Source organism: Cupriavidus sp. Met-2, from assembly GCF_049843575.1.
Classification (GTDB): Bacteria; Pseudomonadota; Gammaproteobacteria; order Burkholderiales; family Burkholderiaceae; genus Cupriavidus; species Cupriavidus metallidurans.
Genome location: NZ_JBBHZL010000006.1, coordinates 95128 through 108858, shown reverse-complemented (window position 1 = coordinate 108858; position 13731 = coordinate 95128). Strand labels below are relative to the sequence as shown.

Below are 13731 nucleotides of genomic sequence, written 5' to 3'. Positions count from 1 at the left end.
GAGAACGGAGCGAAAACAGTGGGACAATAGCGCCCGTTCCCGATTTCGCCCGACTTCCAATGACCCATCCGACGCACGGGAGCTGGACGCCCGTTCGCAAGGACTTCGTCGATCCGGCCAGCACGCGATGCCATGCGCGCAACGCGAAAGGCGGCCGCCACCACGGTTTTCCCGAGGGGCACGCCTATATCCTGCGCGGCCCGGATGGCCACGAGTACCCATTCGGCCCGGAATGCGCGCGCGAGGTGCTGGCCGTGCCCGAGGCGCTGGAACAGATCCCGGACTATACCGAGCGCGATGCGGTGAAGCGGATCGACGCCGATCTGCCCGCGCCGGTGAGGCGCAAGCCCTCGGCGGCCGAACTGGAGCTGGCGCGCCGCAATGCGGCCACGCGCTATGTGGTGCTGCGCATGGAGAAAGTGGCTGCCGTGCCGCGCGTGCAGCCGACAGTCCTGTTCCCCGCGCTCGATGAGCTTTATCAGCGGATCGCCACTGGCGGCACGCTCACGAACGCGCAGGTGCAACGCGTGCTGGCGATCGAACGCAGCAAGGCCACGCCGCCCAAGCTCAAGAGCACGAACCTGCTCGACGTCTATACGGCGCACGTCAAGCTCGAGTGGCTGATCGCGGGGGCAAACCGCGTGGATCAGATACGTTTCCTGCGCAGCCTGCATGACTGGCTGGCCAGACATCTGGTGCTGTCCGCCGCGCAGATTGCCGCCGCCGGCATCGTGATGCACCCGCACGCGTTCCGCAGCGCCTGGCCGTCGGAGGGCGGTCCGGCGGAGCTGTTCTGACGTTCGCTGGATAAAAACGCCGGATTGGCGTTACATTGAGGGCATCCCCACTCGGCCCAGGCCATTCCCGCCATGCCTGCCAGTCAGACTGCGCGCTACTTCGCACGCAGCTATGCCGAAGCCCGCCAGAAATTCCTGGCGGCCGCCCGCGCATGTGGTGCGGCGCTGACCGAGTTTCCCCACCCCACTGAAACAGGCAACGAGGGCGAGGCCCTGGCGATGGACGTCGCCTGGGTCGGGGCCGCCGATGCGTCGCGCGTGCTGCTGGTGACGTCCGGCACGCACGGCGCCGAAGGGTTCTGCGGATCGGGCACGCAGGTGGCGATGCTTGCCGACACGGGGCTGCATTCGGACTGCCACCGCGCCGGCTGCGCGCTGATGTTCATCCACGCGGTCAACCCCTATGGCTTTTCCCACCTGCGCCGTGTCAACGAGGATAACGTCGACCTGAACCGCAATTTCGCGGACTTCGAACGGCCACTGCCGGCCAATCCGGCCTATGCCGAGATTGCCCCGATGCTGCTGCCGAGCCAGTGGCCGCCGTCGTGCGACGAACACACCGCGCTGATGAAGCGGGTGACGGAGCGGGGCATGGGCTGGTTCCAGGCGGCGATCAGCGCCGGACAGTATCAGGACCCGGATGGCATGTTCTTCGGCGGTCAGCAGGCAACGTGGAGCAACTACACGCTACGGCGCATCCTGGCCCGCTTTGGCTCCGGACGGACCACTTTGCGATGGGTCGATGTGCACACGGGGCTGGGACCGTGGGGCTATGGCGAAGCGATCTACATGGGGCCCGACGAGGCGCGCCAGTTGAACAAGACGCGGGCCATCTGGGGCGGCAGCGTGACGTCGATCTACGACGGCTCGTCGACATCGGCCAACCTGACCGGGCTCGCGTGGGCGGCTGTGCCGCAGACGCTGCCGACGATTGACTACGCAGGCATCGCCCTGGAGTTCGGCACGCTGCCGTTGCCCGAGGTGCTCGATGCGTTGCGTGGCGACCATTGGCTGCATGTGCATCCTGAAGCGGACGAGAACCAGCGCGCACTGATCAAGCAGGCTGTGTGGCGTGCCTTTTATGGCGATTCGGACGAATGGCGCGATGGCGTGGTGGCCCAGGTGACCGACGCGGTGCGCAAGGGAATCGGCGCGTAGCGGCTCATGCCGATAGGCGGCGGTTCGTAATCGACTCATCTTTCGACTACCTTTCAACGACCATACGGAAGCGCTGATAGTCGTTATTGATCGTGCCCGGTTGAGACGTGGGGCGGGATGGCGAGACAATCGCCCGGGCGTGCCGGCATCGCCTGGTCGATGCCGTGCGCCATGACAGCACAGTAAGAAGAACAGGCGTCGTTGCCCAGCCCCACATCCTCAGCCGCACGCAAGCGAGAGCGCGTCGGCATCTCCCGCGTGGTTCGTGATCCGCGCCGGTCGAATGGACCGGATGGCAGCGTTCGCCCGTCGCACTCCTCGAGAGAATCTCCATGCCCAGTTTCAATCCATCGCGCCGCACGTTCCTGAAGACGAGCGTCGTGGCCGGGGTATCGGTTTGCATCGTGCCCCTCGCGGACAAGGCGGCTCTGGCCGCGTTGTTCGAAGAGAAGCACCTGACGCCGGTGCAAACCGATCCCGCCACCGGCGCGCCACGCTTCCGTGTGGATGGCATCGCCAAGGTCAACGGCGAGAAAGTCTTCGCACGCGATATCCGCGCACGCGATATGCCACACTGGCCCGCGCAGCAATCGCACGCCTTCATCGTGCGCACGACCCGTGCGGACCGTACCTTCGACGGCATCGACCTGAGCCTGCTCGGCGATGAGCTGAAGCCTGACGTTGTGGTGACGGCCGCCGACCTGGAGCGCGACGGCGTGACGTTCCCGAAGTTCTACGGCGACGACATGCTGCTGCCTGTAGGCAAGACCCCGGCGTATCTCGGCCATGCGGTGGCCATCCTGATTTATCACGACTTCGCGCGCTTCCGCTTTGCCAAGGACAAGCTCAAGTATCGCGACGAGGTCGTGCGCTATGGCACCCAGACTGGCGCGCTTGAACGCGATCCCTGGGGCACGTTCCGTTTCGTCCGCGTGGGCGGCGCCACGCCGTTCGACGACGACGTGTTCTCAAGCCTGAAGTTCGCGCCGGTGTTCCCCAGTGCGATGCGCAAGCACCAGCCCGTTTGGCCGGACGGCAAGGATCATGGGCAGGTGGGCGAGCAGGGTATGGCCCATGCGAAGTCGATCCGCGACGAACTGGCGAATCCGCCGGCCAACTGGCTCGTGCTGGATCGCGAGTACAACACGCAGTCGATCGATACCGCCGCGCTCGAGGCCGATAACGCCAACTGCTGGTACGACCGCGACAACCAGACGCTGCACATGGTGGTGCCAACGCAGGCGCCGTCGGAGGTGGGCGAATCGACCGCGGAAATGCTGGCGCGCTGCAAGTCCGCGTTTCCGGTGAAGCAGGTGGTCCTGCATCCGACCTACACGGTGGGCTACGGCTCGAAGGATCACTACAACTTCCCGTTCTACGGTCTGGTAACGGCGCTCTATGCCGGCAGCAAACCCGTGCGGCTGGCCAACGACCGCTACGAGCAGTTCCAGACCGCGCTCAAGCGCCACGCGTTCAAGATGCACTACCGCATCGCGGTGGACAAGGAAACCGGACTGCTCCAGTCGTTCCAGGGCGACTTCGAGGCCAACGGTGGTGGCCGTATGAATTTCTCGCCGTCCGTGGCCATGGTCGGCGCGACGGCGGCGCAGTCAATCTATTACTTCCCAAAGAACGATCTCGCCACGGTGGCCATTGCCTCCCGTGCGATCGACGCCGGTTCCGCGCGCGGGTACGGCACGCTGCAAAGCATGGCGGCGACCGAGATGATGATTGACGAGTTCGCCGAGCAGTTGAAACTCGACCCGATCGAATTCCGGCTGAAGAACGCGCTGCGCTCCGGCATGAAGAACACGCAGGGCGCGATTCCTGCCGGGGCCATTCGCGTGGATGAAGTACTGGAAGCGTCGCGCAAGCATCCGCTGTGGACCAATCGCGCGATGAAGAAGGCCGAGTACGAGGCCGCGCATCCGGGCCATCGCTATGGCGTGGGCTTTGCCTGTGTGCAGAAGGACTTCGGCACGGGCGCGGAGACATCGTTCGCGCGTGTCGAGATCGATGCCGAAGGCCGTATCGCGCTGTACCACTCAGGCGCGGAAATCGGCACCGGCATGTCGACGTCGCAGGCCTCCGCGGTGTCGCGCTGGCTGAGCCGCGCGGCCACGGACGTGCGGACGTCGATTACCGAGTGGCCGGACCTGCCTGTCACGACCAGTGGCGATCCCTACCTGATGAGCCAGGCGGATCAGGACAAGCTATCGCAGAATCCGCGCTGGTCCCCGGGCTACGCGTCGCCATCCAGCGCGACGAACTCGGCCTACTACTTCACGCACAGCACGCGCGAAGCGGCCCGCGTGGTCTTCATGCATGGACTGTGGCCGGCAGCGATGGCGATCTGGAGCCAGGGCATCGGCGGCGGCCAGGCGGCATCGCTGGTGGTGCGTGTGGAGGATGCCCGCTGGGTCGATGGCAAACTCAGCGCCGGCGGCCTGCAGGCGCTGCCATACGAACAACTCGTCAAGAAGGCGCACGAACTGGGGCTGGTCACCGGCGCCACGGTGCACGTGTTCAATCGCTGGCAGTGGACCGAAGCCGATTTCGTCGTCAACGGCCAGGCCGTGCGGATTCCGGTGGATGGTTTGTCGGTACGCATGGGTGCGGGCGAAGCCAATGGCAAGCGCACGACCAATGGCTATGACGTGCTTGATCGACGCAAGGTCTATATCGCGCCGGTCCAGCGCAACAATGCGTCCGTGACGTACTACAGCGCGGTTGGCACGCTGGTCGAGCTGTCGGTGCACGAGGCCAGCGGCAAGGTCAGCCTGCTGACGCACCATTCGATCATGGAGTGCGGCTCGCAACTGTCGCCCGCACTGGTGTCGGGTCAGTTGCAGGGCGGCATCGCGATGGGCATCGGCCACGCGCTGCACGAGTTCCTGCCGCTCTACGAGGATGGCCCCGGCAACGGCACGTGGAATTTCAACCGCTATCACCTGCCCCGTGCCAGCGACGTGGCTGTATGGACGCAGACCGGAACCGTGCTGCCGCCCATCTCCGACACCGACCCGCCAAAGGGTATTGCCGAGGTGGTGATGATTCCGGTGGTGGGTGCCATCGTCAACGGTATCGCCCACGCCATTGGGCACCGCTTCACCGATTTGCCGGTCACGGCCGAAAAGATCCAGGAGGTACTGGCATGATCGCCACGCAAGCATTGTCCATGAACATCAACGGCAAGGACGTCGGCCCGCTCGAGGTGCCCGTCGGCCTGATGATGATCGATTTCCTGCACGAGTACGTGAACCTGACCGGCTCGCGGCTGGGGTGCGGGCAGGGCGTCTGCCACGCCTGCGTGGCGATTCTCGACCACCCGGATGGCACGAGCGAAACCATTCGCACCTGCATCACTGGCGCGCATTTCTTCCAGGGCAAGCGCGTCCGCACCGTGGAAGGCCATGGCAAGCGCAACGACAAGGGCGAGGTCGTCGAGATGACGCCAGTGCAGCAGGCTTTCCTCAAGCACTTCAGCTTCCAGTGCGGCTACTGCACGCCTGGGTTCGTCAATGGTGCGACCGTGCTCGTGGAAAAGCTCAAGCGTGAGCCGGTAGCGGCGGACAAGGTCGAGCAGACCATCATGTCGTCCATGGACGAGCACATCTGCCGCTGCACGGGCTATGTGCGCTACTACGAGGCCATCAAGGACGTGGTCACCAGCACGCCGGGGCTGGTGAAGGGGAAGGGCGCGCAATGACGACAATCCGATGGATTTCCGCGCTGGCCGCTGGCTCGGCGCTACTGCTTGCCGGATGCGGATCGGGCAGTTCCGATGTGCCTCAGGCCGCCGACCTGGCGCCGGCCACGAAGCTGACCCCGGCCCAGCAGATCGAGCGTGGCCGCTACCTCGTGCGCGCGGCCGATTGCGCGGCCTGTCATACGGCACCGAACGGCGCGCCGTTCGCGGGCGGCGTGGAACTGGCTTCGCCGTTCGGCAAGTTCTACGGCACCAATATCACGCCGGACAAGGACCATGGCATCGGCAAATGGAGCGCCGACGATTTCTACAAGGCGCTTCATGATGGCGTGGCGCCCGACAAGCATCTGTATCCGGCGATGCCGTACACCTCGTACCGGGGTCTGTCGCGTACCGATACCGATGCGATGTACGCCTACCTGATGCAGCTCAAGCCGATGGCGGTGCAGAATCGCGAGCCAGAACTGGGCTTTCCGTACAACCAGCGTTTTGCCATGGCAGGCTGGAACCTGCTGTTCCGCAAGGATGCGTTGCCCGATGCATCGAAGGGCGAGTCGCCGGCGTGGATACGCGGCCGCTACCTGACCAACGCGCTCGGTCACTGCGCCGAGTGCCACACGCCACGTGGCAAGTTCGGACAGATGGATGGTGGCCGTCCGCTGACTGGTTCGGCGTTGGCTCGGGTCGGGGCTCCCGATATCTCGCCGGCCGGGCTGGCGGCGCGCGGATGGACCGCGGCGGACCTGCAGACGTTCTTCTCCACCGGCATCGCGCCCCAAGGCTCAGCCTACGGCGAGATGTTTCCCGTGGTGCATCTGAGTAGCCGTTACCTGAATGCCGCCGATGTCGGCGCGATGTCCACCTACCTGCTCGGTGACAAGCCGCCGGTACCGCAACCGCTGAAGCCGGCTAATGCCGACGCGGGCGCCATGGCCACGGGCCGGCAGCACTATCTGGCGGTCTGCGCGGGGTGCCACGGACGCGAAGGCGAAGGCAAGCCTCACGTCGCGGTGGCGATGCTTGGCAATTCGACGGTGCGTAATGCGGATCCGCGCAACCTGATCGTGTCGATGCTTGACGGCATTGAGCGCCAGGACTTCCCGGGGCTGGAGAGCATGCAGGATATGCCGGGCTTCGCCACGCGCATGAACGATGCCGAGGTGGCGGCGCTCGCCAACTACCTGCGGGCCAGCTACGGCGGCCAGCCGGCCGATGTGACGGCTGACTCGGTCAAGGTACTGCGCGAGACGCCGAGTCATTGACGTCGCACGGCATCTGAACCGTCACCGCGCATCATCGAGGTCGGTGGATCGCCCGCTCTTTCACCATGTGGGAGAGCGGGGAGAATTCGCGTGTTTCATGACCGTAAAGTGGTATTTGCGGCACCCAGAGTGCGGCAGAACTACCGTTTTCCCCACAGTTGTTACTAAGCTTCAAGAGGATTGCCCGACTCTGGAGCAGTTCTTGTGTTCCATCTGTGGAGATCACGATGAAAACGAGGATGTTAATACCCATCGCCGTGGCAGCCGCCGGTATGCTGGCGGCGCCTTTTGCCCTTGCTCAGCACTCTGGTTCCATGAAGTCTTCTGGCTCGATGTCGTCATCGCCATCGTCATCGGGCACGGCGCCGATGGGTGCGGCATCGCCGTATACGCCTCAGAAGTGGAACAAGGGTGACAAGTTGCCAGCCGAGTTCCGTGACCGGCAGTACGTCATCGACAAGTACAAGGAATACAACCTTCCGGCGCCAAAGAAGGGCTACCACTGGGTGGGTATCGGTGCTGACTATTACCAGGTGTCGTCCAATGGGACGGTGTACTCGGTTGGGCCCGGAGGCTGATTGGCCGTTGCGGCCGTTGCTTTTCCGAGCTTGAGATGTGAAAAGCGCCGTGAGTGATCACGGCGCTTTTTTTGCCTGGAATCTTGCGTTTGGGGATGACTACCGGGGCCGCCCAGTCGCAGCCAGTTCTGCTCGGTCCGGTGTGTGCCGAAATATCCCCTTTCTACTTAACCCGGCAGTGCCTCGTAAGTGACAAGGAACACCTGGTCGTCGCCGGCGCTGACCGAAAGCCAGACGATGTCGAGATCGGGGAAGGCTGCTTCGACGTTCTCGCGCTCGTTGCCGATTTCCACCACCAGCGCGCCGCCCGGGTTCAGGCGCTTCTTCGCGCCGGCGATGATCCGGCGCACTACGTCCATGCCGTCGTCGCCGCCGGCCAGCGCAATGCGCGGCTCCGCCATGTATTCGGGCGGCAGGTCGCGCATCGACTGCTCGTTGACGTACGGCGGGTTGGTCAGGATCACGTCGTAGGTGGCGGTCGACGGCAGCGGCGCGTAGAGGTCGCCTTCGTAGAGCGTGATGCGGTCTTCCATCTTGTAGTCCGCCACATTGCGGCGGGCCACGGCCAGGGCGTCGGACGAGATGTCCACCGCGTCGATTCGTGCGTGCGGCCAGACGTGTGCGGCGATGATCGGCAGGCAGCCGGAACCGGTGCACAGTTCCAGTACCGGGCCGATTTGCCCGGTATCACCGATCCACGGTTCCAGTCCTTCCTGCAGCAATTCGCCGATGAAGCTGCGCGGCACGATCACGCGGGAATCCACGTAGAAACGCAGCCCGTGCATGAACGCTTCGTGCGTGATGTAGGCGGCCGGCACACGTTCGTTTACGCGACGATCGATCACCTTGTGCACAGCGTCGATCTCCTCTGGCAGCAGACGGGCGTCGAGGAATGGGTCGAGGGTGTCCAGCGGCAGGTTCAGCGTATGCAGCACCAGGTAGGCGGCTTCGTCATAGGCGTTGGCGCTGCCGTGACCGAAAGAGAGCTTCGCGGCGGTAAAGCGCGAAACCGCCAGGCGCAGCATGTCGCGGACGGTTTTCAGGGAAGAGGTGGTGGCCATGGGGATCAGGCAATCAGGCGTTCCAGCACGCCACGGTAAACGTTCTTGAGCGGTTCGACGAAGCGGACTTCCACGTGTTCGTCGATCTTGTGGATGCTGGCGTTCGGCGGGCCGAATTCGATGACCTGCGGGCAGATCTTCGCGATGAAACGGCCGTCGGAGGTGCCGCCGGTGGTCGAGAGTTCCGTCTTCACGCCGGTCTCGGCCGCGATGGCCGCGCCCAGTGCTTCGGACAGGTCGCCGCGCGGCGTCAGGAACGGCTCGCCGCCCAGCGTCCAGTCGAGCGTGTAGTCGAGCCCGTGCTGGTCGAGGATTGCGTGCACGCGCGACTTCAGGCCGTCAGGCGTGCTGGCCGTCGAGAAGCGGAAGTTGAAATCGATCGTCACGTGGCCCGGGATCACGTTGGTCGCGCCGGTGCCGCCATGGATATTCGACATCTGCCACGTGGTGGGCGGGAAATACTCGTTGCCCGCGTCCCATACCTCGTTCACCAGCGTGGTCAGTGCCGGCGCGGCAAGGTGGATCGGGTTGCGCGCCAGGTGCGGGTAGGCGATGTGGCCTTGCACACCTTTGACCGTGAGCTTTCCGGACAGCGAGCCACGGCGGCCGTTCTTGACCATGTCGCCGAGCGTGTCGACCGAGGTCGGCTCGCCCACCACGCAATAGTCGAGACGTTCGCCGCGTGCCTTCAGCGCTTCCACCACCTTCACGGTGCCGTCATGCGCCGGGCCTTCCTCGTCGCTCGTGATCAGGAAGGCGATCGATCCCTTGTGCTCGGGGTGTTTCGCCACGAACTCCTCGACCGCCACCACGAAGCCGGCAATCGACGTCTTCATGTCGGCCGCGCCCCGACCGTAGAGCTTGCCATCGCGATGGGAGGGCTCGAACGGGTCCGATGACCATTGGTCGAGCGGGCCGGTCGGCACTACGTCGGTATGGCCGGCAAAGGCCAGCAGCTTGCCTGCCGTGCCCTGGGTGCCGCGCTTGACCGCCCACAGGTTGGTGACGCGGAAATCGTCAGGGCCGCTGACGATGTTCTCGCAGGTAAAGCCAAGGGCCTTGAGTCGGGTCTCGAGCACGGCCTGGCAACCTTCGTCGGCGGGGGTGACCGAGCGGCGGCGGATCAGGTCTTCGGTCAGGGCAAGGGTCGGGTTCATGGGGCGGGGGATGAATCGTTAGAACAGGGCGGCGTAGCCGTCAGCGGAAAAACCGACGCTGACCTTGCCGTCGCGGTCCAGCACGGGACGCTTGATCAGCGACGGGCTGGTCTGCATCAGCGCGATGGCGCCGGCTTCGGACTCCGCGCGCGTCTTGTCCGCATCGGACAGCGCGCGGTACGTGGTGCCCTTCTTGTTCAGCAACGTGGTCAGGGGCACGTGCTTGAGCCAGGCGCGCAACATCTCCTCGTCGACGCCTTGCTTCTTGAAATCGTGGAACGTGTAGTCGACGCCGTTCGACTCCAGCCAGGTACGGGCACGCTTGACGGTGTCGCAGTTGGGAATGCCGTAGAGCAGGGTAGTCATGGTGTCAGGTTCGGGTTCAGCGGAACAGCAGGTTGAGCGCGATGACCAGTCCGCCCAGGCCAAGCGCCACGCCGGCCATGGCCACGGCCGTCATCAGGCGCAGGCGCCGGTCAAGGCGCGCGGCTTCGCGGCGCAATGCCTCGATCGTGATGGCGTGCTGCTCGGCCAGCAGCTTGACGGCCTCGGCCTGCTGCATGGCGGTGGTTTCCAGCTCCGCGATGCGAGCGGCCGGGTCGCGTGTGTCGGCCGCGCCGGGTTGCGCGCCTTCCTCGTCCTTCTTCTTGCCTTTCTTGAGCTTCTCGATGGTCTTGTTGGCCTGTTCGAGGATGGTCGGCAGGAGGGAGAGAACGGTACTGACGGTGGCGGGGTCGAGGGCCATGAGTCGCTTGCGGAGGGATGGCATCGGCTGGGCTTCGCGCCGCCGGGGCGTGCCCGGCGGCGGCATTGCTGTCAAGGCGCGATTCAGTCGCGCAGCAGGTCGTTCAGGCTGGTCTTGGCGCGGGTTTGCGCGTCCACCTTCTTGACGATCACGGCGCAGTACAGGCTGTACTTGCCATCCTTCGACGGCAGGTTGCCGGCCACGACGACCGAACCGGCAGGCACGCGGCCGTAGTGGATTTCGCCCGTTTCACGGTCGTAGATCTTGGTCGACTGGCCCAGGTACACGCCCATCGAGATCACCGAGTTTTCCTCGATGATCACGCCTTCCACGACTTCCGAACGGGCGCCGATGAAGCAGTTGTCCTCGATGATGACCGGGTTGGCCTGCAGCGGCTCAAGCACGCCGCCAATGCCGACGCCGCCCGACAGGTGCACGTTCTTGCCGATCTGCGCGCACGAGCCGACGGTAGCCCACGTGTCGACCATCGTGCCTTCATCCACGTAGGCGCCAATGTTGACGTACGACGGCATCAGCACGGCGTTCCTGGCGATGTACGAACCACGGCGGGCCACGGCGGGCGGCACCACGCGGAAGCCGGCCTTCGCGAAGTCGTCGCCAGTCCAGTTGGCGAACTTGGTCGGCACCTTGTCGTAGAACTGGGCAAAGCCGCCAGCGCTCATCGGCGCGTTGTCTTCCAGACGGAACGACAGCAGCACAGCCTTCTTGATCCACTGGTTGACGACCCAGTCCTTGCCTTGCTTCTCGGCCACGCGCAGTGCGCCCGAATCAAGTTGCGAGATCACGTTGGCCACCGCTTCGCGGATGTCGTTCGGCGCGGACTTCGGCGACAGGCTGGTGCGGTCTTCCCAGGCCTGGTCGATCAGGGCTTGCAGTGCTTGCGTCATGGTTGTGTTCTCAGTGGTGAATATGTATCGGGAGCGATGCCGGAAATCCTCGTTCCGGCATCAGGACATTCGGTGATTCAGGGTGAAGCGTTCGCGCCGGTCAGCCCAGCGACTTGCAGAATTCGACAATCCGGCGTGCGCCTTCGAGGCATTCGTCCGGGGTGGCCACCAGCGCCATGCGGACCCGGTTCGCGCCGGGATTCACGCCGTGGGCGTCGCGGGCCAGGTAGCTGCCGGGCAGCACCGTCAGGTTCTGTTCGGCCAGCAGCCGCACGGCGAACTCGGTGTCCGACAGACCAGTGCGCGAGACATCGGCCCACAGGTAGAACGCCGCATCGGGCAGGGCCACGTCGAGCACCCCTGCCAGCATCGGCGTGACCTCGGCGAATTTGCGCACATAGGCCGCGCGGTTCTCGCGCACGTGCGCCTCGTCGCCCCACGCCGCGGCGCTGGCGGCCTGCACGGCCGGGTTCATCGCGGCGCCGTGGTAGGTGCGGTAGAGCAGGAATTTCTTCAGGATCTCGGGGTCGCCGGCGACGAAGCCCGAGCGCAGGCCCGGCACGTTCGAGCGCTTCGACAGGCTTGAGAACATCACCAGCCGTTCCAGGCCCCGGCCAAGCTTGTGGGCCGCTTCGAGCGCGCCGAGCGGCGGCTTTGCTTCGTCGAAGTAGATCTCCGAGTAGCACTCGTCGGAGGCAATCACGAAGCCATAGCGGTCGGACAATTCGAAAAGCTGCTTCCAGTCTTCGAGCGACAGCACCGCGCCGGTCGGGTTACCCGGCGAGCAGACGTACAGCAGTTGCACGTGCGGCCACACATCGGCGCCGATCTGGTCGAACGCCGGCGCGAAGTTGCGCGCCGGATCGCTGTTGGCGAACACCGGACGGGCGCCGGCCAGAAGGGCTGCGCCTTCATAGATCTGGTAGAACGGGTTCGGGCAGAGCACCAGCGGGTTGGGCTTGCTGCTGTCGATCACGGTCTGCGCGAACGCGAACAGTGCCTCGCGCGAACCGGTGACGGGCAGCACCTCGGTGGCGGCGTCGACCTTCGGCAGGTTGTAGCGGCGTTCGAGCCAGCCCGCGATGCACGCGCGCAGCGCGTCGCTGCCGGCGGTGCTCGGGTAGTTGGCCAGGCCGCCGAGCGACGCGGTCATCGCTTCCTTGATGAAGGCCGGAGTGGGGTGCTTGGGTTCGCCGATGCCGAAACTGATTGCCGGGACGGCGGCCGGTTTCACATCGGCCACCAGCGCGCGCAGTTTCTCGAAAGGATAGGTTTGGAGCAGGTCGAGGCGCGGATTCACGGTGGCAGCGGCGGGGCGGTTGAAACCCAGCATTATAAAGGAATGCCGCCCATCGCCGCGCGTGTGAATCCGGCAAATCCGCCCCGGCGGGCGCCGGGGATCAGTACAGCATCACCCGCGACACCACAGCCACGATCGGCCGGCGCAGAAACCGCTCCACGCGGGGATTGAGGTGCAGTGGGCGCAACAGCATCCTGACCGTCATCTCCAGCGGCAGATGATGCCGGATAACGGCGCTGCAGCGGGAATTCAGCGCCCTGACATCGCCCTCGGGCACGTCTTCGCGTTCATGTTCGATCCGCAGGACGTTGCGCAGCGCGATCTCGGCGTCCTCGTTCTTGATTTCCAGCAGCCGCCGGGCCAGCGCGCCAAGTACCTTGCCGCGGCCGAGTCGCTCGTGCTCGTGCAGCGCGTTGAAGTAGCGATAGAAGTGCTTGTAGTGGCGGACTTCGTCGTTGGCGATGCGGCGGGTCAGATCGCGCAGCACCGGTTCGTCGCTGGCCTGTTCCAGCGCGCGGTAGTAGGTGGCGGTGCCGGTTTCCACCACGCAGCGGGCGGCCATTTCCAGGGCCAGCGAAGGCTCGAAATTGTCGATCGAGCAGGTCACGCTGTATTCGTCGAAGAAGCGCCGGTATCCACGTTCCCAGTTGAATTCGGGCCAGACATGCTCCACGTAGCGGCGTAGCGCCTGCCCGTGCTGGAGTTCCTCGCACTCCCAGTGTTCGGCGAGCCACCGGGCGGCTTCGGGTACGTCGGCGTAGTACTTGGCGAGGTTGCCCGCGTAGGTGTCGGATCCGCTTTCGATGAACGAGGCGGCGGCGAGCAGATAGAACAGTGTGCGGTTGTTGCGTACCTTGACGACATCGATCGACGAATAGTCGATCTCCGATATGGACCAGGGCAGGTCCCCCGGCGCCTTGGCCGGGTGCGTTGCGGTCATGCTCAATCCTCCATCCAGACTGCTGCTTGGCGCTTCAGGCTGGCCGCTGTCACGTCGAGTGCGGAGAACGGCCCGGAGGGCGATGAGGCCGGAGGGGACTCCGGGATCACGCCGGC

At 64.9% G+C, this 13731-nt stretch carries 13 protein-coding genes; 6 read left to right on the top strand and 7 right to left on the bottom strand.

Annotated features, from left to right (window positions below):
- The first annotated feature begins 59 nt into the window (after positions 1-59).
- From WD006_RS15055 to WD006_RS15030, 6 genes are all read left to right on the top strand, one after another.
- Positions 60-797 carry a hypothetical protein gene (locus WD006_RS15055; protein ID WP_029308072.1) on the top strand — a complete coding sequence of 246 codons (738 nt, stop codon included), beginning with the start codon at positions 60-62 and terminating at the stop codon, positions 795-797.
- A gap of 72 nt (positions 798-869) precedes the next feature.
- Entirely contained in the window at positions 870-1955 is a 1086-nt protein-coding gene (locus WD006_RS15050) for a M14 family metallopeptidase (RefSeq protein ID WP_029308071.1), read from the top strand.
- Between the two features lie 332 nt (positions 1956-2287).
- Positions 2288-5113, top strand: a complete 2826-nt coding sequence (locus WD006_RS15045) for a xanthine dehydrogenase family protein molybdopterin-binding subunit (protein ID WP_029308070.1) — start codon at positions 2288-2290, stop codon at positions 5111-5113.
- On the top strand, positions 5110-5664 hold the full coding sequence (locus WD006_RS15040) for a (2Fe-2S)-binding protein (protein ID WP_008649088.1): 555 nt from the start codon (positions 5110-5112) through the stop codon (positions 5662-5664). The genes WD006_RS15045 and WD006_RS15040 overlap by 4 nt, the downstream gene beginning before the upstream one ends.
- Positions 5661-6926, top strand: coding sequence for a cytochrome c (locus WD006_RS15035; RefSeq protein WP_029308069.1), 1266 nt, complete (start codon positions 5661-5663; stop codon positions 6924-6926). Before WD006_RS15040 ends, WD006_RS15035 begins: the two co-directional genes overlap by 4 nt.
- Positions 6927-7153: 227 nt before the next feature.
- Positions 7154-7504: an RcnB family protein gene (locus WD006_RS15030; RefSeq protein ID WP_011516172.1), complete on the top strand. Its 351-nt coding sequence runs from the start codon at positions 7154-7156 to the stop codon at positions 7502-7504.
- A 167-nt stretch (positions 7505-7671) separates the two neighbouring features.
- On the opposite strand, the gene prmB is transcribed toward WD006_RS15030, so the two are convergent.
- The 7 genes from prmB to WD006_RS14995 all read right to left on the bottom strand — a co-directional run bounded on the left by prmB (position 7672) and on the right by WD006_RS14995 (position 13615).
- Positions 7672-8565 carry a 50S ribosomal protein L3 N(5)-glutamine methyltransferase gene (gene prmB, locus WD006_RS15025; RefSeq protein WP_029308068.1) on the bottom strand — a complete coding sequence of 298 codons (894 nt, stop codon included), beginning with the start codon at positions 8563-8565 and terminating at the stop codon, positions 7672-7674.
- 5 nt (positions 8566-8570) lie between these two features.
- Positions 8571-9722, bottom strand: a complete 1152-nt coding sequence (dapE, locus tag WD006_RS15020) for a succinyl-diaminopimelate desuccinylase (protein WP_011516174.1) — start codon at positions 9720-9722, stop codon at positions 8571-8573.
- Between the two features lie 18 nt (positions 9723-9740).
- Positions 9741-10088 (bottom strand): arsenate reductase, encoded by a 348-nt coding sequence (locus WD006_RS15015; protein WP_029308067.1) that lies wholly within the window; start codon positions 10086-10088, stop codon positions 9741-9743.
- 16 nt (positions 10089-10104) lie between these two features.
- Entirely contained in the window at positions 10105-10491 is a 387-nt protein-coding gene (locus tag WD006_RS15010) for a hypothetical protein (protein WP_029308066.1), read from the bottom strand.
- 59 nt (positions 10492-10550) lie between these two features.
- A complete protein-coding gene (gene dapD, locus WD006_RS15005; RefSeq protein WP_008649080.1) occupies positions 10551-11375 on the bottom strand; it encodes a 2,3,4,5-tetrahydropyridine-2,6-dicarboxylate N-succinyltransferase in 825 nt (274 codons plus the stop codon).
- A gap of 100 nt (positions 11376-11475) precedes the next feature.
- A complete protein-coding gene (gene dapC, locus WD006_RS15000) occupies positions 11476-12675 on the bottom strand; it encodes a succinyldiaminopimelate transaminase (RefSeq protein WP_029308065.1) in 1200 nt (399 codons plus the stop codon).
- A gap of 100 nt (positions 12676-12775) precedes the next feature.
- Complete coding sequence (locus tag WD006_RS14995; RefSeq protein WP_029308064.1) at positions 12776-13615, bottom strand: ferritin-like domain-containing protein; 840 nt, start codon at positions 13613-13615, stop codon at positions 12776-12778.
- Positions 13616-13731 lie beyond the last annotated feature (116 nt).

Excerpts from the sequence above, each read along its gene's own strand:
- WD006_RS15055 (WP_029308072.1), top strand. The coding sequence starts at position 60 with ATGACCCATCCGACGCACGGGAGCTGGACGCCCGTTCGCAAGGACTTC.
- WD006_RS15050 (WP_029308071.1), top strand. The coding sequence starts at position 870 with ATGCCTGCCAGTCAGACTGCGCGCTACTTCGCACGCAGCTATGCCGAA.
- WD006_RS15045 (WP_029308070.1), top strand. The coding sequence starts at position 2,288 with ATGCCCAGTTTCAATCCATCGCGCCGCACGTTCCTGAAGACGAGCGTC.
- WD006_RS15040 (WP_008649088.1), top strand. The coding sequence starts at position 5,110 with ATGATCGCCACGCAAGCATTGTCCATGAACATCAACGGCAAGGACGTC.
- WD006_RS15035 (WP_029308069.1), top strand. The coding sequence starts at position 5,661 with ATGACGACAATCCGATGGATTTCCGCGCTGGCCGCTGGCTCGGCGCTA.
- WD006_RS15030 (WP_011516172.1), top strand. The coding sequence starts at position 7,154 with ATGAAAACGAGGATGTTAATACCCATCGCCGTGGCAGCCGCCGGTATG.
- prmB (WP_029308068.1), bottom strand. The coding sequence starts at position 8,565 with ATGGCCACCACCTCTTCCCTGAAAACCGTCCGCGACATGCTGCGCCTG.
- dapE (WP_011516174.1), bottom strand. The coding sequence starts at position 9,722 with ATGAACCCGACCCTTGCCCTGACCGAAGACCTGATCCGCCGCCGCTCG.
- WD006_RS15015 (WP_029308067.1), bottom strand. The coding sequence starts at position 10,088 with ATGACTACCCTGCTCTACGGCATTCCCAACTGCGACACCGTCAAGCGT.
- WD006_RS15010 (WP_029308066.1), bottom strand. The coding sequence starts at position 10,491 with ATGCCATCCCTCCGCAAGCGACTCATGGCCCTCGACCCCGCCACCGTC.
- dapD (WP_008649080.1), bottom strand. The coding sequence starts at position 11,375 with ATGACGCAAGCACTGCAAGCCCTGATCGACCAGGCCTGGGAAGACCGC.
- WD006_RS14995 (WP_029308064.1), bottom strand. The coding sequence starts at position 13,615 with ATGACCGCAACGCACCCGGCCAAGGCGCCGGGGGACCTGCCCTGGTCC.